Consider the following 22,405-nt stretch of genomic DNA (forward strand, 5'->3'; position numbering starts at 1 on the left):
GGCTGCACGGTGGTGGCATGGCCGCCCTCGAACCCGCCCCCGCGGTCGTCGGACAACTCCCTGTCTCAACCGCCCACAAGCACGTCACCGACGCCGACTCCCACACCGACTCCGAGTGTCACGAAGCCCCCGGCCCTCCCTCGGCAGGGCCCCGGCACATATGTCACGGCACCGGGCGGGAGCGCGAAGGCGGGCAAGGGAACGCCGTATCGCTACCGGGTCGAGGTGGAGGAGAACATCGACCTGTCCGCGGAGGGGGTCGCGGAGGCGGTGGACCGCATCCTCGGTGACCCCCGCGGCTGGACCGCCGACGGGCACTCGGCGTTCCGGCGGGTCGCCGACGGCCCCACCGACTTCGTCGTCCGCCTGGCCACCCCCGCGACCGTCGACGAGGTCTGCGGCCGAAGCGGCCTCGACACGGGCGGCAAGTACAACTGCTCCGCCAACGACCAGGTCATGGTCAACCTCGACCGCTGGGTCCTGGCGACCCCCGTCTACGCGAAGGACGTCACCGCCTACCGTGCGCTGATCATCAACCACGAGGTGGGCCACTTCCTCCACCACGGCCATGTCACCTGCCCCGGCAAGGGCGAGCCGGCCCCCGCGATGATGCAGCAGATCAAGGGCATGCACGGCTGCGTCCCGAACGTCTGGCCGTACGACGCCGAGGGCCGGCTCATCACCGGCCCCGCCGCTCCGTGACACCGCGCCCGCCGGGTTCGCCGCTACGCCTGCGGCTTCGTCTCCCCCTGCGTCGCCCGCAGGTCGGCGAGCAGCTCGGCCTGGCCGGCCAGGACGCCGGTGAGGATGGTGCGGGCCACGCGGAGGAGCTCCGCGACGTGCGGGCTGGTCAGCGAGTAGTGGACAGTCGAGCCCTCCTTGCGGGTGACGACCAGGTTGGCCCGCCGCAGCACGGCGAGCTGCTGGGAGAGGTGGGCGGGCTCGATACCCACCTCGGGCAGCATCTCGGCGACGGCGTGCTCGCGCTCGCTCAGCAGCTCCAGGACCCGGATACGGGCCGGGTGGCCGAGCGTCTTGAAGAACTCGGCCTTGAGTTGGTACAGCGGCGTGCTCACCCTGCCGTCACCTCCCCGGCGCGGCAGCACGGCCCGCAACTCGGCGGGCCCCCGGCCGCCCCTCGCGTCCACCCACTCGTCACGTCCATGCGCCCCATCCTCGCCGAATCAGATGCGGGCAGGGGCGGGGGTGTGCTCATCGGGCGGCTTCCTCGCTGGTCGTTCGGGACCGGGGCTCGGCGCGGGCCGGCAGCAGTCCGGCCGTCTCCAGGTGGTCGCGGGCGGCGCGGATCGCCTCGGGTGTCGTGGCGTACTCCCGGCCCTCGTGCCGCAGCAGCGCCAGCGCGCCCGTGGCGTCGAGGACCTGGCGCTGGCCGGTGCGTATCCCGGAGGCCAGGACGAGGATGCCGCGCCGGTGCAGCCTCTCCACCGCGTCCTTCAGGAGCAGGGCGCCCGTGGCGTCCATGGTCGACACCCGGGACATGCGCAGGACGACGACCCGGACGTCGGCCACGTCGGTCAGCTCCAGCAGGAAGCGGTGGGCGGCGGCGAAGAACAGGGGGCCGTCGATGCGGTACGCCACGATGTGCTCGGCCAGCAGGGCGTGCTCCTCGGCACTGTGGTCGCCCCGGTCGAGGGGCACCTGGTCGAAGCGGGCCTGCTTGGCCACGGCGCGCAGGGCGAGGGCGCCCGCCGCGGCCAGGCCGATGATCACGGCGTAGACCAGGTCCAGGACCAGGGTCGCGGCGGCGGTCAGGACGAGGATCAGCGCGTCGGAGCGGGTGGCCTTCGCCATGGCCCGCAGCGATCCGGTCTCGACCATGCGGACCGCGGTGGCCAGCAGGACGCCGGCGAGCGCGGCGAGCGGGATCCGCGACACGAGGGGTGCCGCCGCGAAGACGATGACGGCGAGGATCGCGGCGTGGGTGAGGGCGGCCAGCCGGGAGCTCGCGCCGGTGCGGACGTTGACGGCGGTGCGGGCGATGGCGCCGGTCGCCGGGACGCCGCCGAACAGCGGGGCGGCGATGTTCGCCAGGCCCTGGCCGAACAGTTCCCGGTCCGGGTCGTGCTTCTGACCCACCGTCATCCCGTCCGCCACCGAGGCGGACAGCAGGGACTCCAGGGCCGCGAGGGCCGCGACCGCCACGGCCGGGGCGAGCAACGTGCCCAGCGAGCCGGGCTCCAGGAAGGACAGCGAGGGGGCGGGCAGCCCGGACGGCAGGTCGCCGATCGGTCGCGCCGCGTCCAGGCCCGCGGCCTGGGCGACCACCGTGGCGGCGACGACCGCGAGGAGGGAGAAGGGGACGGTGGGTCGCCACCTGGCACCGCCGAGCATGACCACCGCGACGGCGCCGGCGAATCCGACCGCGGTCCAGTTCGGGGACGTCGCGAACGCCTCGACCGCCCGCCAGGCCACCACCAGCACCCGGTCGCCCTCGGGCTTGGGCACGCCGAGCGCGTTGGGGATCTGCTGGAGGCCGATGACGCAGGCGATGCCGAGCGTGAAGCCCTCGACGACCGGGGCGGGCACGTACTGCATGTACCGGCCGGCCCGCAGCGCGGCCAGGGCGACCAGCATGACGCCGGCCATCAGCCCCACCATGAGGACGCCCGTCGGACCGTACTCCCCGACGATCGGGACGAGGACCACCGTCATGGCGCCCGTCGGGCCCGACACCTGCAGATTCGATCCGCCGAAGACGGCGGCGAGCGCGCCCGCGACCACCGCGGTCGCCAGTCCCGCCGCCGCGCCCAGGCCCGAGGAGACCCCGAAACCGAGGGCCAGCGGCAGCGCCACGATCGCCACGGTCAGGCCGGCCAGCAGGTCCCGCCGCGGATCGCGGCGCAGCTCGGCGAGGTCGTCCCGACCGGGCAACAGCGCACCGATCCGGGCCCGGACGGCCCGGGCACGGGCCGTCGCCCTCATCAGATGTGGCTCGTGCACGATGCCTCGGCTTCCCCCGCGCGCCCCACCCCGGTGGCGGACGCGAAAGGCACAGCATCTAGTGAATTGCGAAATTATGCAATTGCGCACCCAGCTACAGCACCCCGCGCTTCGAACAGGGGGAGGATTCTCGATCACCCCGTCCGGGTAGCCACCCACCCCATCGTCCTCATCGGAGGCCTCGGTGTTCAGAACTCGACGCATCACCCTCAGGCGCTCACGCTTATCCACCGCGGTCCTGGGCCTGCTGGTCCTCGCCGCCGTCACGGGTTCCGGCACGGGCGCCGCCGCGGCGCCCACGCCCGGCGCCTCGGCGACCGGCGCGGCCGCCGCCGTCGAATCCCTGGAGGTCGCCGGGACGAGCTGGGCCGTGGACCAACGCACCGGGCGATTACGGGTGTTGGCTGACTCCACGGTCTCGGACACGGACCTGGCCAGACTGCGGCAGACCACCGGACGGTTCACCGGCGCCGCGACCCTCGCCCGGCTCGACGGCCCGCTGCGCACCCTCGTCTCGGGCGGTGACGGCATCTACGCGGCCGCCTGGCGCTGCTCGGCCGGGGTCAACGTCCAGAGCGGCAGCACGTATTACTTCGTCACCGCCGGCCACTGCACCGACGGCGCGGGCACCTGGTACACCGGCTCCGCCATGACGACGGCGATCGGCCCGACCACCGCCACCAGCTTCCCCGGCGACGACTTCGGCATCGTCCGCTACACCAACGCGGCCGTGCCGCACCCCGGCACCATCGGCACCGTCGACATCACCGGGACCGCCACCGCCTACGTCGGCCAGGCCGTCTGCCGCCGGGGAGCGACCACCGGCGTCCACTGCGGCAGGGTGACCGCCGTGAACGCGACCGTCAACTACGGCGGCGGAGACGTGGTCTACGGGCTGATCCAGACCAACATCTGCGCGGAACCCGGCGACAGCGGCGGCCCGCTCTACGCCGGCGACAAGGTGATCGGCATCCTCTCGGGCGGCTCCGGCAACTGCACCTCGGGCGGGACCACTTATTACCAGCCGATCCAAGAGGCGCTGAACGCCTACGGGTTGTCGGTCTACTGAGCTCCGCGCTCGCTGAGCGGAGCGGCAACCGCCGGTGGGGCAGCGTCCTCTCCCTCGCCGGACCGGCGGCGGAGGGTCTGCGCCGGGATGGTGAGGACGGCGAGGCAGGCGATGACGCACGCGATCCCGGCCCAGCCGGCGGCCGGGAGGCGTTCGCCGACGACCAGCACCGCGAGCACGGCCGCGACCGCCGGTTCGAGCAGGGACAGGGTCGTGGCGGTGCTCGCCGGGACGTGCGCCAGCCCCCAGCCGAACAGCACGTACCCGGCGAACATGGGGACGACGGCCATGTAGGCGCCGACTCCGGCATTCGACCAGGAGCCGACGAGCGCGCCACCGGTCGCCAGCAGGACGGGTACGAGGAGCAGCCCGCCGAGCCCGAACACGGCGCCCATCGCCGCGCGGGAGGGGATGCCACCGGTGAGGAGCCGGTGCGCGGCCCAGGAGTAGAGGGCGTACGTCGTGGCGGCGACCAGGCCCAGGCCGACGCCGAGCAGCGTGGCCGCCATGGACCCCGCGCCCGTTCCGTCGTCGGCGTGGGCGGCCTCGGCGACGCACAGCAGGGCGGTGCCGAGCAGACCGAGGGCGGCGGCGAGCAGCCAGCGCCGGGTGAGCCGGCGGCGGTCCAGGACGCGTTCGATGAGCGCCGAGGCCAGCGGGGCGGTGCCGATGGAGACGACGGTGCCGACGGCGACTCCGGCCAGGTGCATCGAGGTGTAGAAGGCAAGGGGATAGATCGCCACCGAGGCGGCGCCGAGCAGGACCGTGCCGCGCCGCGCACGAAGCCGGTCGGCGTCGCGGACGATCCGTGGTGCGGCGACGAGGGCCTGGAGGAGTCCGCCGAGGCCCATCGCGACGGCGCCGATGGCGAGCGGGCCGACCTCCGGGGCCAGGGTGGCGGCCGTGCCGGTCGTCCCCCACAGCACGGAGGCCGCCAGCACGCACAGAGCGCCCGTCGTGGCGGAACCCCCGTGTGCGCTGCCCTTCACAGTCGGTCCAGCAGGGCCGCCGCGAGGGTGCGGGCGTGTCGGAGGCGTTCGCCGTCGCCTTCCAGGCCGGCGCGGGCCATCGCGCCCTCCAGCAGGAAGGAGAGATGCTCGGCCGTGGCGTGGGCCGTGTCGGGACGATCGGGCAGCAGCTGCTCCAGATGCCCGGCGATCAGCTGCTCGACCTGCTCCTTGTGGGCGCGGACCACGGCCCGGCCCTCGTCCCCGGCCGGGAGTTCGGCGGCGGCGTTGAGCAGTCCGCAGCCCCGGAAGCCGCGCTCGTAGGCGAACGCGGCGTGGTCGGCGTAGGCGTCGAAGACCGCCAGCACGCCGTCGCGCGGCCCCTCGGTCTGCTCCAGACGCGCCCGGTACAGCCCGAGCCATTCCTCGTGCCGGGCGTCCAGATAGGCGCGGACCAGTTCGGCCTTGGAGGAGAAGTTGTTGTAGAGGCTCATCTTGGCCACACCGGCGTCGGCGGTGATCGTGTCGATGCCGGTCGCGGCCACGCCGTCGGCGTAGAACCGGCGGGCCGCGGCCGCCAACAGCCGTTCCCGGGCGGGGCGCCGCCGCGCCTTCCCGGCGGCGCCCGCGTCGGTCTCACTCATCACAGGGATCCAAACTAGGTAGGTAGGTCTACCTAGACTGTAGCGGACGGAGCCGCCGCCGGCGCCCTGGTGTCGACCGTCTCAGGAGCCCGCGAGGAACGTGAGGCGCACCTTGCGCTGCGGGTTGTCCTTGTTGGTGTCGACCAGGCACACCGACTGCCATGTCCCGAGTTCCAGCCGCCCGTCGATCACCGGCAGCGTCGCGTGCGGCGGCACGAAGGCCGGCAGGACGTGGTCGCGGCCGTGGCCGGGACTGCCGTGCCGGTGCTGCCAGCGGTCGTCGGCGGGAAGGAGGGTGTGCAGGGCGGCGAGCAGGTCGTCGTCGCTGCCGGCGCCCGTCTCGATGATCGCGATCCCCGCGGTGGCGTGCGGGACGAAGAGGTTGAGGAGGCCGTCCCGGCCGGCGGCGGCCTCACGCAGGAAGGCCGCGCAGTCGCCGGTGAGGTCGACCACGCGCTCGGCCGATCCGGAGGTGATGTTCAGTACTCGGGTGGTGAACGTGTCTGACATACCGCCATCGTCACCCATGCGTCGGGCCGCGAGGGCGATCCGCCGCTCGCCCCGCGATACGGCGGGTCCACTCCGCGAGACGCCATTGACCATGGCCACGCCATCTGGCTACTTTCGACGGCATGTTGCGTTCAGTCCTGCTCACCACGCGCGGTCACATCGACCTGCTGCGGGTGGCCTCCGCCGCGTGTCGCCGCGGCCGCTGACGCCTTTCACCGCCTCTTCCCCGCTTCTCGCATCCGCGTCACCCCTTGCCCGTCCACGTTTCTGACGCGGCGGCACCTCGGTGCACCCCGTTCCTGACGCGGCGGCGTTCCGGCGCACCCCGCTCTCCCCCTCCGTGGAGCACTCATGAGCATCAGCCATGCCCCACCCAGCACTCCTGAGCCGGATATTTCCGATATACCCGGCAAGGACGGCTCGTTGGAGCTCGAACCCCTCGTCCCCACCTCCTCCCGTCGCACCCGCGTCCCCCGCTGGCTGCGCCGCACGACCGGTCCGGTGATCCTGGTCCTGCTGTGGCAGGTCCTCAGCGCCACCGGCGTGCTGACCTCCGACGTGCTGGCCTCCCCGGGCCGGATCGCCCAGGTCGGGCGCGATCTGATCGCCGACGGCTCGCTGACCTCCGCCATGGGCACCTCGCTCCAGCGGGTCGCGGCGGGGCTGCTCCTCGGCACGCTCGTCGGCACGGGACTCGCCCTGGTCTCGGGCCTGTTCAGGATCGGCGAGGACCTGGTGGACGCGCCCGTCCAGATGCTGCGGACCGTGCCGTTCGTCGGTCTCATCCCGCTGTTCATCATCTGGTTCGGCATCGGCGAGGCGCCGAAGATCGCCATCATCACGCTCGGCGTGACCTTCCCGCTCTACCTCAACGTCTACGCCGGCATCCGCGGTGTGGACTCCCAACTCATCGAGGCCGGTGAGTCGTTGGGGCTGTCCAGGTGGGGGCTGGTACGGCATGTCGTACTGCCGGGCGCCCTGCCCGGTGCCCTGACCGGGCTGCGTTACTCCCTCGGCATCGCCTGGCTGGCGCTGGTCTTCGCGGAGCAGGTCAACGCGGACTCCGGGATCGGGTTCCTCATGGTGCAGGCGCGGGACTTCCTGCGGACCGACGTCATCGTGGTCTGCCTGATCGTCTACGCCTTCCTCGGCCTGCTGGCCGACTTCGTCGTCCGCTCCCTCGAAAGGCTGCTGCTGCAATGGCGACCGACGTTCACCGGCCGGTGAGCACGCAGACCGCGGTACGGGTCGAGGGGCTGACTCGCTCCTTCGACGGCCGCGCCGTCATCGACAATCTGCAACTCGACGTCCGGCAGGGAGAGTTCGTGGCTCTCCTCGGCCGCAGCGGCTGCGGCAAGTCCACCCTGCTGCGCATCCTCGCCGGTCTCGACCGGGATATCGAGGGCACCGTGTTGGTGCCGCGCCGCAAGGCCGTGGCGTTCCAGTCGCCCCGGCTGATGCCGTGGAAGAAGGTGTGGCGCAACGTCCTGCTGGGCCTGCCCGGCAAGCCGGGACGCCCCGTCGCCGACCAGGCGCTGGAGGAGGTCGGCCTCGGCCACCGCGCGGACGCCTGGCCCAAGACGCTCTCCGGTGGCGAGGCCCAACGCGCCTCGCTGGCCCGGGCGTTGGTGCGGGAGCCCGATCTCCTGCTGCTCGACGAGCCGTTCGGGGCGCTCGACGCCCTCACCCGCATCAAGGCCCAGCGCCTGGTCGACCAGTTGTGGCAGCGGCGCGGCTGCGCGGTCCTGCTCGTCACGCACGACGTCGAGGAGGCCGTCCTGCTCGCCGACCGCGTCCTGGTGATGGACGACGGAGTCATCGCCCACGAGCAGCACATCGACCTCGACCGACCGCGCGACCTCACCGACCCCCGCTTCGCCGAGCTCCGCGCCGGCCTGCTGGAACGGCTCGGCGTCGACACCGCCGCCGAAGCCGCCTGAACCACCCCCACCCCCAGAACGGAACCACCATGCGACGACGCCTCGCCCCCGCCGCCCTGCTCCTCCCGCTCGCCCTCCTGCTCACCGCCTGCGGCGGCAGCGCCTCCGCCGGGTCCGACACCGACGGCCAGGGGTCGCTCACCCTCAACGTCGGTGACCAGAAGGGCGGTTCGGAGGCGATCCTGCGGGCCGCCGGCGAGCTCAAGGGCCTCGACTACAAGATCAAGTGGTCCACGTTCACCTCGGGCCCGCCGCTGCTGGAGGCCGTCAACGCCAAGGCCGTCGACATCGGCGGGGTCGGCAACACCCCGCCGGTGTTCGCCGCGGGCGCGGGCTCGAAGATCACGGTCGTGTCCGCCTTCCACGGCACCTCCAAGGGCGACGCCATCCTCGTGCCGAACGACTCGAAGCTGACGAAGCCCGAGCAGCTCAAGGGCAAGTCCGTTGCCGTGGCGCAGGGTTCGTCCGCCAACTACCAACTGGTCGCCTCCCTGAAGGCGGCGGGGCTGAGCCTGAACGACGTGAAGGTCAAGTACCTTCAGCCGGCCGACGCGCTCGCCGCGTTCACGTCCGGCAAGGTCGACGCGTGGGCGGTGTGGGACCCGTACACCTCGCAGGTGCTCCAGGCGAAGCAGGGGCGGATCCTGACGACCGGCGACGGGGTCACCAACGGGCTCACCTTCCAGGTGGCGGCGCCCTCCGCGTTGCAGGACAAGAAGAAGGCCGCCGCGATCAAGGACTACCTGGAGCGGCTGCGGCGGGCCACGACCTGGGTGCACGACCACCAGGAGGAGTGGGCGAAGGTCTGGGCGAAGGACACCGGGCTGCCCTACGAGGTCGCGCTGGCCTCGGTGAAGCGGACCAACGCCACCCGGATCTCGGTCGCCGTCGACAAGCCGCTGATCGCCTCCGAGCAGGAGATCGCCGACACCTTCACCGAGTTGAAGCTGATCCCGAAGAAGGTCGACTTCGCCGACTTCGTGGACACCCGGTTCAACGCCGGTCTGCCGCCGTCGACCACGCCGGCGCGCGGCGAGGGCTGATCGGGGAAGATCCCGGACCCGGACACGGTTAGTAGAAGGGTGAACAACACTGAGGTCGTCGTCATAGGCGCTGGTCAGGCCGGTCTGTCCAGCGCCTATCACCTGCGCCGGACCGGGTTCGAGCCGGAGCGCGACTTCGTCGTGCTGGACCACTCCCCCGGCCCGGGCGGCGCCTGGCAGTTCCGGTGGCCGTCGTTGACGTACGGCAAGGTGCACGGGATGCACGCGCTGCCGGGGATGGAGCTGACGGGCGCCGATCCCGCGCGGCCGTCCTCCGAGGTGATCTCCGAGTACTTCGAGGCCTACGAGCGGACGTTCGACCTGCGGGTGCGGCGGCCCGTGGACGTGCGCGCGGTACGGGAGGGCGAGGACGGGCGGCTGCTCGTCGAGACCTCGGCCGGCACCTGGGCCACGCGGGCGCTGATCAACGCGACCGGGACCTGGGACCGGCCCTTCTGGCCGCGCTATCCGGGCCAGGAGACCTTCCGGGGGCGGCAGTTGCACACCGCGCAGTACCCGGGGCCCGAGGAGTTCTCGGGGCTGCGGGTCGTGGTGGTGGGCGGCGGGGCGTCCGGCACCCAGCATCTGATGGAGATCGCCCCGTACGCGGCCGCCACCACCTGGGTGACCCGGCGGCCGCCCGTCTTCCGCGAGGGCCCCTTCACCGAGGACGTCGGCCGGGAGGCCGTGGCGATGGTCGAGGAGCGGGTGCGGCAGGGGCTGCCGCCGAAGAGCGTGGTGTCGGTGACCGGGCTGCCGCTCAACGACGCGATCCGGCAGGCGATCGCCGACGGCGTCCTGGACCGGCAGCCGATGTTCGACCGGATCACCCCGGACGGGGTGGCCTGGAACGACGGCCGGCACGTCGACGCCGACGTGATCCTGTGGGCGACCGGCTTTCGCGCCTCCATCGACCATCTGGCCCCGCTGAAGCTGCGCGAGCCGGGCGGCGGCATCCGCGTCGAGGGCACGCGCGCGGTCGCCGACCCGAGGATCCACCTCGTCGGCTACGGCCCCTCGGCCAGCACCATCGGCGCCAACCGCGCGGGGCGGGCGGCCGTGCGGGACATCAGACGGCTGCTGGCCGGGGAGCCGGTCGCCGCCTGACGTCCCGGCACGTCACTTCGCGGGCTGCGCGCTCTTCTTCTGGTTGGCGTTGAACTCGGCCACGTTGCGCAGGTGTTCCTCGTAGTTGGCGGTGAAGCGGGTGTCCCCCGGCTTCACCGTGACGAAGTACAGCCAGTCGCCCGGCGTCGGGGTGATCGCGGCGCGCATCGCCTCCTCGCCCGGGTTGTCGATCGGGGTCGGCGGCAGGCCCATGCGCTGGTACGAGTTGTAGGGGCTGTCGATCCGGGTGTCGGCGTCGGACGTCTTCAGCGTGGCGCGGTTGAGCGCGTAGTTGATGGTGGAGTCCATCTGGAGCGGCATCCCGCGCTCCAGGCGGTTGAAGATGACCCGGGCCACCTTGCCCATGTCGGCCTTGGCGGCGGTCTCCGCCTGGACGATGCTCGCGATGGTGACGGCCTGGTAGACGTTCATCGCGTTGTGCTGGGCGCCGGCGGCGATAGGTGCCCCGTTGAACTTCCGGTTCGCGGTGTTGACCATGAACGACAGCAGCGACTCGGGCGTCGTCTTCTCGTTCAGCGGGTACGTCGCCGGGAAGAGATAGCCCTCCGGGTTGCCCTCGGCGTCGGTCGGCAGCTTCAGAGCCGCCCTGGCCAGCGCCTTCTTGGCCGTGCCTGCCGGGCGGGCGAGGGCCTTGTCGATGGCGTCGTACACCTGGCCGGCGCGCCAGCCCTCCGGGATCACCAGCGCGGTGGGCTTGGTGTCCTGGTCGCTGTCCAGGCTCAGCAGCGGCACCGCCACGGCGGTGCCGGCCACGACGGCCCCGGTCGCGATGAGGACGAGTCGGCCCCGGCGCGTCAGTCGAGTCGTTCTCCGTGACGGAGTGTTCTGGTACATGCGGGCACGGTAACCCCCACATCGTTACAAACCCGGCATATCTTCAGCTTGTCGGTTCCAGTTGAGCATCCCGGCGTACGAGGGCCGCGTACCGCCCGTCCAGTTCCAGCAGTTCCTCGTGCGTGCCGCGTTCGGCGGTGCGGCCGGATTCCAGGACCACGATCTGGTCGGCACCCCGGATGGTGGACAGCCGGTGCGCGATGGTGAGCGTGGTGCGGTTGGCGGACAGGGCGTCGATGGCTTCCTGGACGGCGCGCTCGGTGCGGTTGTCCAGGGCGCTGGTCGCCTCGTCGAGGATCAGGACCGGCGGATCGCGCAGGATCGTCCGGGCGATGGCCAGTCGCTGCTTCTCGCCGCCGGAGAAGCGGTGGCCGCGCTCGCCCACGATCGTGTCGTAGCCGTCGGGCAGGCCCGCGATGTGGTCGTGGATCTGGGCCGCCTTCGCCGCCGCGTGCAGTTCCTCGTCGGTGGCGTCCGGCTTGGCGAAGCGCAGGTTGTCGGCGACCGAGGCGTGGAAGAGGTACGTCTCCTGGGAGACGACGCCGACCGCGCGCGCGAGCGTGTCGAAGTCGAGGTCGCGGACGTCGACGCCGTCCAGGGTGACCCGGCCGCCTGTCACGTCGTACAGCCGCGGCACCAGGTGGCCCAGCGTGGACTTGCCGGCGCCGGTCGGGCCGACGACCGCCAGACTGCCGCCCGCGGGGACGGTGATGTCGACGCCGGTGAGGGTGGGGGCGCTCTTCTCGTCGTAGCGGAACTCGACGTTCTCGAACCGGACCTCGCCCTTGACGGTGTCCAGGTGGACGGGGTGCTCGCGCTCGGTGATGTCTATCGGCAGGTCGAGGTACTCGAAGATGCGCTGGAACAACGCGAGGGACGCCTGTATCTGGACGCCGGTGCCGAGCAGGCTGACCGCCGGGCGGAACAGGCCCTGCTGGAGCGAGACGAAGGCGACGATGGTGCCGATCGAGACGTCCGGGCCGCCCATCTGGAGGGCGAGTCCCGCGGTCCAGTAGATGACGGCGGGCATGGCGGCCATGACGATCGTGATGACGGCCATGCGCCAGCGGCCCGCCATGTTCGACCGCACTTCGAGGTCGACCAGGCGCTCGGACTCCTCCGAGAAGGACTGGGTCAGCGAGTCGGAGCGGCCCATCGTGCGGCCGAGGAGGATGCCGCTGACCGAGAGGGACTCGGTGACGGTGGCGGCCATCGCGGCCATCTGCTTCTGGCGCTGGGTGGTGATCTTCTTGCGTTCGTTGCCGACCCGGCGGCTGATCCACACGAAGACGGGGAGCAGGAGCAGCGAGACGACGGTCAGGCGCCAGTCGAGGGCGACCATCGCGACGATCGTGGCGACGACGCTGGTGGCGTTGGAGACCAGGGAGGTCGCGGTGGAGGTGACGGTGGCCTGCATGCCGCCGATGTCGTTGGCGATGCGGGACTGGACCTCGCCCGTGCGCGTGCGCGTGAAGAACGCGAGCGACATGCGCTGGAGGCGGTCGTAGACGGCGGTGCGCAGGTCGTGCATGACACGCTGGCCGACCGTGGTGGAGATCAGGGTCTGCAGGACACCGAAGACGCTGGTCAGGACGGCGCTGAGGATCATGCCGAGCGCCAGCAGGCTGAGCAGCCCGGTGCGGCCCTCGGGGATCGCGACGTCCAGCACCTCCTTCAGCATGAAGGGGGTGGCGACGGAGACCAGCGAGGCGGCGCCCACCAGGAGGCCGACGACGGCGAGGCGGCTGCGGTAGGGGCGGAAGAGCTTCAGGATGCGGCGGACCTGCCGGGGCTGCTCCGCGGATGCGGAGTCGCCGAGCGGCGTCCACTTGGGGGCGTTGTCGGGGTGCATGGGCTCCTTCGGAGGCTCGTCATGAGGGACTTACGGACCATAGCTCATTGTTACCTATGCTCACAATGCACATAGTCCTGTTATTGTTCCCGTATGAGCGACCCCGCTTCCGTGACCGCCCCAGCGCCGGCGCCCGCCCCCGATTCCGACGGCCTGCTCGCCGAGCAGCTGCTCCGGTTCACGCGGCGTGTGCACCGCATCCAGAAGCGGCACATCGAGCAGAGCGGTCTGGGCGTCACGCCCGCGCAGTCGCGGCTGCTGCGCACCCTCGGGCACTACGGCTCGCCCCCGCGCATGGCCGATCTCGCCGAGCGGCTGGAGGTCGTGCCGCGCGCGGTGACCACACTGGTCGACGGCCTGGAGGCGGGCGGCAAGGTGCGGCGGATGCCCGATCCGACGAACCGACGGGTCATCCGGATCGAGCTCACGGACGACGGACGACAGGCGCTGCGCAAGCTGCGCGCGGCACGGCGGTCGGCGGCGGCGGAGATCCTGGCGCCGTTGACGGAGGAACAGCGGCGGGTGCTGGGCGGGTTGCTGGACACGCTGGTGGACTGCGGGAGCTGAGCCGGCGCAACCCCGCTGCCCCCGAAAGGCTCCTTGCGTCACCCCAGTTGCCCCCTGCCACCCAAAGCAGAAGCAACCTGGACGAATCCCTCCCCTCCGCGCACACGCCGCTCTACCGTGGAGCGCGAGGACCGTGCCGTCCGCCCGACGTGCGCCGGAGGCAACAACCGCCTTCCCGCGCCGTCGTCGCCCGACCGCCACGTCCTCGACGGGTGAAGGGGGACCGTTCCGCGCGGTCCCCGATCGATCAGGGGGAATCTCATGACCGCGTACGACACACCCATGCCCGGACAGGGCGACGACGTGAAGATCTCCGGCGATTCGCTGGCGGTGCTGACGAACACCCGCAGCGAGGAGTTCGAACGGGAGATGAAGGCGAGGGAGGACCGCGCACGCGTCAACGCGGCCCTCATCGAGGCCTCGGCGCCGGCTCGTCCCGCCCTCGCCGACGACGGGGCGGCCACGGCCTGGCAGGACAGCGTGCGCGCGGCGATGGCACGGACACCGGAGTACGCGCGCGCGGCCGCGGCCGCGGTACCCGACCTCCAGCTGTTCGCCCGCCCGTGGCCGTGGCAGCGGGTCAACGCGTCACCCGGCCAGACCGCCACGGCGGACCTGGGACAGGGAGAGACACACGTCGGGCTGGGGATCTACTTCACGACCGGGGCCGCGGGCGGCAGTGCGGAGATGGGCGGCGGGTTCCGGCTCGGGAGCTTCGCCGACTACGAGTTCCGCACCACCGTGGACTACCGGTACGACTGGTACTTCTCCACCGCCGTCGGCGGAGCGGACAGTCAGGGCTGGGTCTCGGTCATCGTGGACGAACTGCTCGACGGTCCGGGCGCCCAGTGGCACTCCGTGCTCAACCGCAGGTTCCAGCTCTGGTCGGACTCCACCGGCAGCGGTGGGTCGGACGGGGCGAGCGACCCCGGCAACCGGATCACCGTCAACGAGCGCTTCCGCGGCCGGCCGGACGCCTCCTACGTCTGGTGGGTGGGCGGCAACGAGACGATCCAGACCGAGTTCCAGGCCGCGTCCCAGGCCAACCTCTACGTCGACCTCAGCTACCTCGTCGCCGTGGCACGCGTGTGAACTGAGCGGCCATGCCGAGGCCGTGGCCCTCGGTCGGGGGATCCCGCACCGAAAGGCCACGGCCGTCGGGGTCAGCCGGCCTCGCCGGCCGGCTCCTTCGCCGGCTGGGCCGGTACGGCAGCCGGTGCGGCGGTCTCGGCGTCGGGCGCGGTGCGCGTCTGCGCGGCCGCGTCCTCCGCCGCGGGGACGGCCTTGCCGTCCAGCACCTTCTTCGCCTTTTCCAGGTCCAGCGCCCCCTCCCACCGGGACACCGCGAACACGGCGACGCAGTTGCCGAGCAGGTTCGTCACGACGCGCATCGAGTCCATGATCCGGTCCACGCCCAGCAGCAGCGCCACCGCGCCGGCCGGGATCGCGCCAAGCGAGGACGCGGTCGCGGACAGGGCGAGGAAGGCCGAGCCGGGGATGCCGGCCATGCCCTTGCTGGTGAGCATCAGCACGAGGATCACGGTGATCTGCTGGCCGAGGCTGAGGTCGACGCCGACCGCCTGGGCGATGAACAGCGTGCCGATGGACAGGTAGAGCGAGGCGCCGTCGAGGTTGAACGAGTAGCCGGTCGGCAGCACCAGACCCACGGCGTCGTCGCGGGCGCCCGCCTTGCGCAGCTTCTGCATGACACGCGGCATGACCGACTCGGTGGAGGCGGTGCCGAGCGCGAGCAGCATCTCGGCGCGGATGTAGCGCAGGAACTTCCAGAGGCTGAGCCCGGTGACCATGCGCAGGGCGACGGCGAGGAGCGCGATGAAGAAAGCGGCGGCCGCGTAGCACAGGACGATCAGCTTGGCGTAGGTCTCGATGACGCCGAGCCCGTACTGGCCGATGAGGACGGCCATCGCGCCGAACACCGCGACCGGGGCGAGCCGCATGATGAAGCCGACGACCGCGAAGATGATCTCCTGGGCCTGCTCGACGGCGGGCAGCACCTTCGGCACCTTGGTGTGGCCGAGGTGGAGCAGCGCGGCGCCCACCAGGCAGGCCAGGATGAGGACTTGGAGGAGGCTGTTCTCGGCGAAGGCCCCGATGAAGCTGGTCGGGATCGCGTTGACGATGAACTCGGTCGTCGAGGGCAGCGAGCCCCCGCCCGTCTTCGCGTCGACCGCCGAGGCGTCCAGCGTCGACGGGTCGACATGCATGCCGGAGCCCGGCTGGACGACGTTGGCGGCGAGCAGGCCGATGACCAGCGCGAGCGTGCTCGCGACCTCGAACCAGATCAGGGCCTTGAGCCCGATCCGGCCGAAGGCCTTGAGGTCACCGGCCTTGGCGATCCCGACGACGACCACGCAGAACACGAGCGGGGAGATGATCGTCTTGATGAGCCGGGTGAAGCCGTCGCCGAGCGGCTGAAGGTCGGTGGCGAAGTCGGGCCAGAGCTTGCCGACAACGATGCCGAGGACGAGCGCACAGAGGACCTGTGCGAACAGAGAGGTACGCAGTACGTGTGCGACGCGTCGCGGCAGGGACGGGACGGACGGCGGCACGGGCACTCCTTGGGGGGACGTTGACGCGCGGAAGTCCAGGGGGGAACTTCTGCGATACGGAAAGCGGCTTCCGTGGCGATCACTTTGACCGCGCCGTTGATCACCCAAGAGACCGCCGTGTTTCGGCCCCGTAAATCACGCCGTGAGTGACGCATCGCACACAACTGCCGTCAGCAGCCCGCGCGATCCTCGGTCAGCACCCCCTGGACGGTGGTCAGCGAACGGTCGTAGCAGCGGCCCGGGCCCACCAGCCGGTAGCGCTCACTCGTCGTGCCGACCGCGTGCCGCTGGTCGCGCGGGACGTTGAGCGTCCAGGTGGCGTCGCCGGTGTAGGTGTCGTCGAGGCGTTGCCGCAGGCGCCCGTCGGCGACGACCGAGGCTCGGTCGCCGAGTGTCAGCACCGTCCGCAGCCGGTCGTCGTCCGTGCCGATCGTCGTGGTGCCGTTCATCGTGTACGTCCGCTGCGTGCGCATCGTGTGCGCCGGGCCGCGTCCGTCGACGGTGACCGACTCCGCGTCCGTCCAGGTCGCGTCGAGTCCGTCGAGGTTCTCGCCCTCGGTCCAGCGGTGCGTGGAGGTGTTCGTCAGCGACCGGCGGACGGTGGTGGTCACGCGGCCGTGCGAGGTGTCGACGTATCCGGCGACGGTGAGCCGGTGGGCGCCCTCGGTGTCCAGGCGGTGCTCCGAACCGGGGGTGTGCACCGAGGAGTTGGTGAGGTCGCCGACGGTGTGCGTGGTGAGCCTTCCGGTGACGTGGGCGCGCTTCGCGTCCTGCCAGACGGCGACGTTCACCGGCGCGCTCCAGCCGCTCTGCCCCTCGGGGACGCCGACGACATCGACCTGCACGTGGTGCGGCTCGCCGTCGTTGAGGAGACCGGCGAACGGCGTCAGGTCGTATTCGATCGGCTTGACGTCGAAGGCACGCGGTCCCGGAATGACGTACCAGAGGAAGGGATTGGACCAGCCACCGGTCCACACGTGCGGGAACGGGGCGGCGATTCCGGCGAGTTGGCCGTCGACCTTGATCTGCACCTCGCGATAGGGGCCGCCCGCGGCCTTGCAGGAGTACGGCGCCGCGTCGGGCACCGTCAGGTACCAGTACTCCTCGCACCCGCCGCCGGAACCGGTCGCGTACACCTCGGCGACGATCCGTTCGCTGTTGCGCGGGGTGGTGACCGTGCCGTCGGGGGTGAGGGGCAGGACCCGGTCGGGAGCGTTCGCCGCGTCCGGCCGGCCCGCGTAGAACGTCAGCGTGACCTTCACGTCGATGACACCGGTGTACGTGTCGTCGACGACGTTGCCGATGAGCATCTCGACGTCCTGGGCGGAGCGGAGGGTGTCGCTGTAGCGCGTGACGTCCTTCTCGACCGACCACTCGATCCCGTCCGGCGACGGCTCCGGAGTCGACGTCCGGAAGATCTCGACCCCGCCGACCCGCAGATAGCCGAGCCGGTCGTACTGACGGCCCTTCACCTTGCCGTCCATCCGCAGGGCCACCTTGCTCCAGCGGTCGCCGCAGCCGGCGGGGGGCGTGTAACTGCCCTTGTACGGGGTGAAGTCGCGGAACTGGGCTTCCGCGAGGGTGACTTGGCAGGACCTGCCGGAGGGCTTGGCGACGGGCGGGGCGGCGGTGATCGGATCGTGCCAGTCGCTGCCGAACTCCGCCGGTACATCGGCGGATCGGGCCGGTGCATCGGCGGCTTGGGCAGGTACCTCGGCGGCTTGGGCCGGTGCCTCGGCGGCTTGGGCCGGTGCCGCTCCCAGGAGGGTGCTCGCGAGGAGGGTCGCTCCGGCGAGCATGGACATGATGAGCCGTCTCTTCATGGCCGGTGTTCTACGGCGAGTCGGGCGCCCGGCGCAATCACGCCTCCGGCGTGAGGACTAGCTCGCCAGGTCGGCTCTGTCTCCCATCACCACCACAGGATGCCGGTCCGGGTCGAGCGTGCGCAGCAGGTACTCCATCGCGGACCTGGAGAGGCTGACGCAGGCCGACGTACCGCTGCCGTGGTCCATGTGCAGCCAGATCCCGCCGCCCTTGCGGTCGCCCTCGGGGCGGGTCGGGTCGTTCGGCGCGGTGCCCTTGACGCGGTTGTAGTCGATGGCGATGACGTAGTCGAAGTCGTGCCAGTGCGACTTCGCCCACCAGCGCGGGGCCGTGAAGGCGCCGGACCGCGTGTACGGGAGTTCCGAGCCCGGGTCCTTCAGCACACCGCCCGCGTCGGTGAGCGTGAACACGCCCACGGGGCTGCGCTTGTCGCCCTCGTGGTGGTCTGCCGTCCAGCCCTTCTTGCCGTTGTGCGCGGGCCAACTGCGCGTGCGGTCCCAGCCGGTGCCCCGCTTCGTGTAGAGCACCACCGTGGCGTCGGGCGAGTCGACGCCTTCGCCGTAGACCGCGACGACCTGGCGGGCGTCGGCGGGGACGCGGCGCTGGAAGCGGTCGCCGATGCCGGGGATGCCGGTCGGGGCCGGGGTCGAGGCCGTGGTCGCGGCTCGGGCCTGCGGATTCGCCGGCGGGTCGGCGTCGCGTGGCTCCGCGCAGCCGGCCAGGGCCAGCGTCAGGAAGCCGCAGAGCATCGCACGCCGTACATCGATCGCCACCCCGCCATGGTCGCACCGGGAACTCCCGGTCGCGCGGAAAACCGGTTGCCCCCGAGCACGCAATGACGCGAACCTTTCACGGTTTGCTACCGCCGTCCGCGGTCCCACCCACCCCCTTGACACGAGCCACTGGGACGTCATCCGTCATGCAGATTCAAGACCTTCCCTATCCCGACCCGGGTGTGCCGGACGCGCGCTCGGGTCCCCGATTCCTGTGGTGGCTCTTCCGGAATCAGCTGGGCGGCCAGCTCAGATCACTGGCCTGGGGACTGGTGCACTTCCTGTCCGTCTCCGCCCTGCCGTTCTGCGTGGGCTACGCCGTCCAGGCCGTCGTCGACCGCTCCGGCACCCGACTCGCCCTCGCGGGCGGGCTGCTGGCGCTGGCCTGCGCCGGCAACGCGATCGGCGACACCTTCCTGCACCGCGCCGCCATCACCAACTGGATCACGGCCGCCGCCCGCGTCCAGCAGCTGCTCGCCCGCAAGGCGGCGACGCTGGGCTCGGCGCTGACCCGGCGGGTCGCCGCCGGTGAGGTCGTGGCCGTCTCCACCGGCGACGTCGAGAAGATCGGCTGGTTCGTGGAGGCCGTCTCCCGGTTCACCGCCGCCGCGCTCACCATCCTGTTCGTCTGTGTGGGCCTGGTCGTCTACCAGCCCTCGCTCGGGGTGGTCGTCGCCGTCGGGCTGCCCGTGCTGGCGCTCGCGGTGCTGCCGCTGCTGCCCCGGGCGACCCGGCGCGCCGACTTCCAGCGTGAGAAGGCCGGCCGCGCAACCGAGCTGGCCTCGGACACCGTCGCCGGGCTGCGGGTGCTGCGCGGCATCGGCGGCGAGGAGCTGTTCCTCGACCGCTACCGCAGCGCCTCCCAGGAGGTACGGCACGCCGCCGTGCGCAGCGCCCGGATGTGGTCGCTGATCTCGGCGATCCAGGTGCTGCTGCCCGGACTGCTGCTCATCGCGGTCGTCTGGCACGGCGTGGGCCTCGCCCGTGAGGGCCGGATCTCCGTCGGCGAACTGGTCACCGTCTACAGCTCGGTCATGGTGATGACCTATCCGCTGCGGCACTTCGAAGAGATTGCGATGGCCTACTCCTTCTCGCGTCCGTCGGCCCGCCGGGCCGCGCGGGTGCTGTCGCTGCGGCGCGCCACGTCCGAGGAGGGCTCGCAGGCCGGTACGGCACCCACGGGTGACCTGTACGACCCGGCGACCGGACTGCTCGCGCCCGCGGGCCGGCTCACCGCCGTGGTGTGCGGGGACCCGGACGCGGCGGGACGGCTGGCGGAACGGCTCGGCGGCCACCCGTCCTCCACCGAGGAGGAGCCGTCGGTGCTGCTGGGCGGCGTACCGCTGGACGAGCTTCCGCTCTCCGCGGCGCGCACGGCCGTCCTCGTGCAGGACAAGGACCCGGTCCTGCTGTCCGGCACCCTGCGCGAACTCCTCGACGTGCCCGCGTCGGGGGACGTCGACGCCCGCGAGGCGCTGACGGCCGCGCAGTGCGAGGACGTCCTGGCCGCCCTGGTACAGGGCTCACTCGGCGCCGAGGACCCGCTGGACGCCCGGATCACCGAACGCGGGCGCTCCCTGTCGGGCGGTCAGCGCCAGCGGCTCGCCCTTGCCCGGTCGCTGTTCACCGACCCGGAGGTGCTCGTCCTGGACGAGCCGACCTCGGCCGTCGACTCGCACACCGAGGCCCGTGTCGCCGAGGGCGTGCGGGAGTTGCGGGCGGGCCGCACCACCGTGGTGTTCACGTCCTCGCCGCTGCTGCTGGACCGCGCGGACCGGGTCGTCCTGGTCCACGAGGGCGAGGTCGTGGCCGTGGGCGTGCACCGCGACCTCGTGCACAAGGAACCCCGGTACCGCGCGGTCGTCACCCGCGAGACCGAGCCGGAAGAACTGCAAGAACTGCAAGAACTGGAAGAGATCGAGGAGACAGCATGATCGGCGTGGCGCCACCGGCGTACGACCCGGCGGCCCCGACGACGGCGAACACCCTGCCCGTCGGGGGCTCCGCGACCGTACGCGCATATGTGGCCGAACTGTTCCGCCGGCACCGCCGCGCCTTCCTCGTCCTCGTCGCCGTCAACACGGTGTCGGTGATCGCGTCGATGGTGGGGCCGTGGCTGCTCGGCGGACTCGTGGACCGGGTCTCGGAAGGGGCTCGGGAGGTTCATCTGGAGCTCACCGCGGGCCTGTTCGTGGCCGCGCTCGCCGTACAGGCCGTGTTCGTACGGCAGGTGCGGCTGCGCGGCGCGATGCTCGGCGAGCGGATGCTGGCCGACCTGCGCGAGGACTTCCTCGTGCGCTCGGTCGGCCTGCCGCCGGGCGTCCTGGAACGGGCCGGCACCGGTGACCTGCTGTCCCGGATCACCACCGACATCGACCGGCTGGCCAACGCCATGCGCGAGGCTGTGCCGCAGCTGTCGATCGGCGTGGTGTGGGTGGTGCTGCTGCTCGGCGGGCTCGTCGTCACGGCGCCGCCGCTGGCCGCGGCCGTGCTGCTCTCGCTGCCGGTGCTGGTGATCGGCTGCCGCTGGTACTTCAAGCGGGCGCCGTCCGCCTACCGGTCCGAGTCCGCCGGGTACGCCGCCGTCGCCGCCGCGCTGGCCGAGACCGTGGACGCCGGGCGCACCGTCGAGGCGCACCGGCTCGGGGAGCGTCGCGTCGAGCTGTCGGAGCGGCGGATCAAGGAGTGGACGGCGTGGGAGCGGTACACCCTCTGGCTGCGGTCGGTGCTGTTCCCGTTCATCAACGTCACCCATGTGATGATCCTCGGCTCCGTCCTGATGGTCGGCGGGGTGATGGTGCTGCACGGCTGGATCGACGTCGGCCAGCTGACGACCGGTGCGCTGATCGCGCAGATGCTCGTCGACCCGGTCGGGCTGATCCTGCGCTGGTACGACGAGTTGCAGGTCGCCCAGGTGTCGCTGGCCCGGCTGGTCGGCGTCCGCGAGGTCGAACCGGACGCCGGTGACGCCGCCGTGGCCCCCGAGGGACGCCATGTGCACGCCGACCGCGTGCACTTCGGCTACCTCGAAGGCGTGGACGTGCTGCGCAAGGTGTCCCTGGAGGTCGCCCCCGGCACCCGGATGGCGCTCGTCGGCCCGTCCGGCGCGGGCAAGTCGACCCTGGGCCGGCTGCTCGCGGGCATCTACGCCCCGCGGGACGGCCGGATCACCCTGGGCGGCGCGGAGCTGTCCCGGATGACCGCGGAGGGCGTCCGCTCGCACGTGGCCCTCGTCAACCAGGAGCACCACGTCTTCGTGGGGTCCCTGCGCGACAACCTCCTCCTCGCCCGCACGGGCGCCGAGGACGCCGAGCTGTGGGCGGCGCTGGGCGCGGTCGACGCGGACGGCTGGGCGCGGGCGCTCGACGACGGCCTCGACACCGAGGTCGGCTCGGGCGGGCTCGCGCTCACCCCGGCGCAGGCCCAGCAGATCGCGCTGGCCCGCCTGGTGCTGGCCGACCCGCACACGCTGGTCCTGGACGAGGCGACGTCCCTGCTCGACCCGCGCGCGGCGCGTCATCTGGAGCGGTCCCTGGCCCGCGTCCTCGACGGCCGCACCGTCGTCGCCATCGCCCACCGGCTGCACACCGCCCACGACGCGGACGTGATCGCCGTCGTCGAGAACGGCCGCATCAGCGAACTGGGCAGCCATGACGAGCTGGTCGCGGCGGACGGGGCGTATGCGGCGCTGTGGAGGTCTTGGCACGGGTGAGTCGTGACACCGGTGAGCCGTGGCACGGGTG

The 22,405-nt window shown here is 71.8% G+C and carries 21 protein-coding genes; 11 read left to right on the forward strand and 10 right to left on the reverse strand.

The window, feature by feature from the left end; genetic code table 11:
• Positions 1–12: 12 nt before the first annotated feature.
• Complete coding sequence (locus CRP56_RS05340) at positions 13–702, forward strand: DUF3152 domain-containing protein (protein ID WP_373559749.1); 690 nt, start codon at positions 13–15, stop codon at positions 700–702.
• Positions 703–725: 23 nt separating this feature from the next.
• Here the strand turns inward: CRP56_RS05340 and CRP56_RS05345 are convergent, their stop codons facing one another.
• Positions 726–1,076: an ArsR/SmtB family transcription factor gene (locus CRP56_RS05345; RefSeq protein WP_097260751.1), complete on the reverse strand. Its 351-nt coding sequence runs from the start codon at positions 1,074–1,076 to the stop codon at positions 726–728.
• A gap of 136 nt (positions 1,077–1,212) precedes the next feature.
• A complete protein-coding gene (locus tag CRP56_RS05350; RefSeq protein WP_097260753.1) occupies positions 1,213–2,943 on the reverse strand; it encodes a SulP family inorganic anion transporter in 1,731 nt (576 codons plus the stop codon).
• A gap of 202 nt (positions 2,944–3,145) precedes the next feature.
• On the opposite strand from CRP56_RS05350, the gene CRP56_RS05355 reads away from it, so the two are divergent.
• Positions 3,146–4,030 carry a S1 family peptidase gene (locus CRP56_RS05355; RefSeq protein ID WP_097260755.1) on the forward strand — a complete coding sequence of 295 codons (885 nt, stop codon included), beginning with the start codon at positions 3,146–3,148 and terminating at the stop codon, positions 4,028–4,030.
• Here CRP56_RS05355 and CRP56_RS05360 read toward each other — a convergent pair.
• The 3 genes from CRP56_RS05360 to CRP56_RS05370 all read right to left on the reverse strand — a co-directional run bounded on the left by CRP56_RS05360 (position 4,024) and on the right by CRP56_RS05370 (position 6,131).
• Positions 4,024–5,019, reverse strand: a complete 996-nt coding sequence (locus tag CRP56_RS05360) for a DMT family transporter (protein ID WP_257040015.1) — start codon at positions 5,017–5,019, stop codon at positions 4,024–4,026. The two genes, CRP56_RS05355 and CRP56_RS05360, sit on opposite strands and share 7 nt — an antisense overlap.
• Positions 5,016–5,621 (reverse strand): TetR/AcrR family transcriptional regulator, encoded by a 606-nt coding sequence (locus CRP56_RS05365; RefSeq protein ID WP_097260757.1) that lies wholly within the window; start codon positions 5,619–5,621, stop codon positions 5,016–5,018. Before CRP56_RS05365 ends, CRP56_RS05360 begins: the two co-directional genes overlap by 4 nt.
• Before the next feature lie 81 nt (positions 5,622–5,702).
• Positions 5,703–6,131, reverse strand: a complete 429-nt coding sequence (locus tag CRP56_RS05370; RefSeq protein ID WP_097260759.1) for a YjbQ family protein — start codon at positions 6,129–6,131, stop codon at positions 5,703–5,705.
• Positions 6,132–6,253: 122 nt separating this feature from the next.
• Here CRP56_RS05370 and CRP56_RS49260 point away from each other — a divergent pair, with 122 nt between their 5' ends.
• The 5 genes from CRP56_RS49260 (at position 6,254) to CRP56_RS05390 (ending at position 10,221) form a co-directional block, all read left to right on the forward strand.
• On the forward strand, positions 6,254–6,337 hold the full coding sequence (locus CRP56_RS49260) for a putative leader peptide (protein ID WP_352340592.1): 84 nt from the start codon (positions 6,254–6,256) through the stop codon (positions 6,335–6,337).
• Between the two features lie 145 nt (positions 6,338–6,482).
• Positions 6,483–7,358 carry an ABC transporter permease gene (locus tag CRP56_RS05375; protein ID WP_097260761.1) on the forward strand — a complete coding sequence of 292 codons (876 nt, stop codon included), beginning with the start codon at positions 6,483–6,485 and terminating at the stop codon, positions 7,356–7,358.
• Positions 7,331–8,071, forward strand: coding sequence for an ABC transporter ATP-binding protein (locus CRP56_RS05380; RefSeq protein ID WP_097260763.1), 741 nt, complete (start codon positions 7,331–7,333; stop codon positions 8,069–8,071). Before CRP56_RS05375 ends, CRP56_RS05380 begins: the two co-directional genes overlap by 28 nt.
• 29 nt (positions 8,072–8,100) lie before the next feature.
• Positions 8,101–9,114 (forward strand): ABC transporter substrate-binding protein, encoded by a 1,014-nt coding sequence (locus CRP56_RS05385; protein WP_097260765.1) that lies wholly within the window; start codon positions 8,101–8,103, stop codon positions 9,112–9,114.
• Positions 9,115–9,153: 39 nt separating this feature from the next.
• A complete protein-coding gene (locus tag CRP56_RS05390; protein ID WP_097260767.1) occupies positions 9,154–10,221 on the forward strand; it encodes an NAD(P)-binding domain-containing protein in 1,068 nt (355 codons plus the stop codon).
• A gap of 12 nt (positions 10,222–10,233) precedes the next feature.
• Here the strand turns inward: CRP56_RS05390 and mltG are convergent, their stop codons facing one another.
• A complete protein-coding gene (gene mltG / locus CRP56_RS05395) occupies positions 10,234–11,076 on the reverse strand; it encodes an endolytic transglycosylase MltG (protein WP_097260769.1) in 843 nt (280 codons plus the stop codon).
• Positions 11,077–11,119: 43 nt separating this feature from the next.
• Positions 11,120–12,928 carry an ABC transporter ATP-binding protein gene (locus CRP56_RS05400; protein ID WP_097260771.1) on the reverse strand — a complete coding sequence of 603 codons (1,809 nt, stop codon included), beginning with the start codon at positions 12,926–12,928 and terminating at the stop codon, positions 11,120–11,122.
• Positions 12,929–13,021: 93 nt separating this feature from the next.
• On the opposite strand from CRP56_RS05400, the gene CRP56_RS05405 reads away from it, so the two are divergent.
• Complete coding sequence (locus CRP56_RS05405) at positions 13,022–13,495, forward strand: MarR family winged helix-turn-helix transcriptional regulator (RefSeq protein WP_097260773.1); 474 nt, start codon at positions 13,022–13,024, stop codon at positions 13,493–13,495.
• Positions 13,496–13,756: 261 nt separating this feature from the next.
• Positions 13,757–14,587, forward strand: coding sequence for a hypothetical protein (locus CRP56_RS05410; RefSeq protein WP_097260776.1), 831 nt, complete (start codon positions 13,757–13,759; stop codon positions 14,585–14,587).
• 71 nt (positions 14,588–14,658) lie between these two features.
• On the opposite strand, the gene CRP56_RS05415 is transcribed toward CRP56_RS05410, so the two are convergent.
• The 3 genes from CRP56_RS05415 to CRP56_RS05425 form a co-directional block, all read right to left on the reverse strand.
• The gene (locus CRP56_RS05415; RefSeq protein ID WP_097260778.1) at positions 14,659–16,065 is read right to left on the reverse strand and encodes a cation:dicarboxylate symporter family transporter; all 1,407 of its coding nucleotides are present in this window, start codon (positions 16,063–16,065) and stop codon (positions 14,659–14,661) included.
• A gap of 170 nt (positions 16,066–16,235) precedes the next feature.
• The gene (locus CRP56_RS05420) at positions 16,236–17,888 is read right to left on the reverse strand and encodes a peptide-N4-asparagine amidase (protein ID WP_097260780.1); all 1,653 of its coding nucleotides are present in this window, start codon (positions 17,886–17,888) and stop codon (positions 16,236–16,238) included.
• 57 nt (positions 17,889–17,945) lie between these two features.
• The gene (locus CRP56_RS05425) at positions 17,946–18,662 is read right to left on the reverse strand and encodes a L,D-transpeptidase family protein (RefSeq protein WP_373559628.1); all 717 of its coding nucleotides are present in this window, start codon (positions 18,660–18,662) and stop codon (positions 17,946–17,948) included.
• Between the two features lie 146 nt (positions 18,663–18,808).
• Here CRP56_RS05425 and CRP56_RS05430 point away from each other — a divergent pair, with 146 nt between their 5' ends.
• Together CRP56_RS05430 and CRP56_RS05435 are read left to right on the forward strand one after the other, a co-directional pair.
• Positions 18,809–20,596, forward strand: a complete 1,788-nt coding sequence (locus tag CRP56_RS05430) for an ABC transporter transmembrane domain-containing protein (protein ID WP_097260782.1) — start codon at positions 18,809–18,811, stop codon at positions 20,594–20,596.
• A complete protein-coding gene (locus tag CRP56_RS05435; protein ID WP_097260784.1) occupies positions 20,593–22,374 on the forward strand; it encodes an ABC transporter ATP-binding protein in 1,782 nt (593 codons plus the stop codon). The genes CRP56_RS05430 and CRP56_RS05435 overlap by 4 nt, the downstream gene beginning before the upstream one ends.
• Positions 22,375–22,405 lie beyond the last annotated feature (31 nt).

The organism is Streptomyces sp. TLI_55, from assembly GCF_900206255.1.
GTDB lineage: Bacteria > Actinomycetota > Actinomycetes > Streptomycetales > Streptomycetaceae > Streptomyces > Streptomyces aquilus.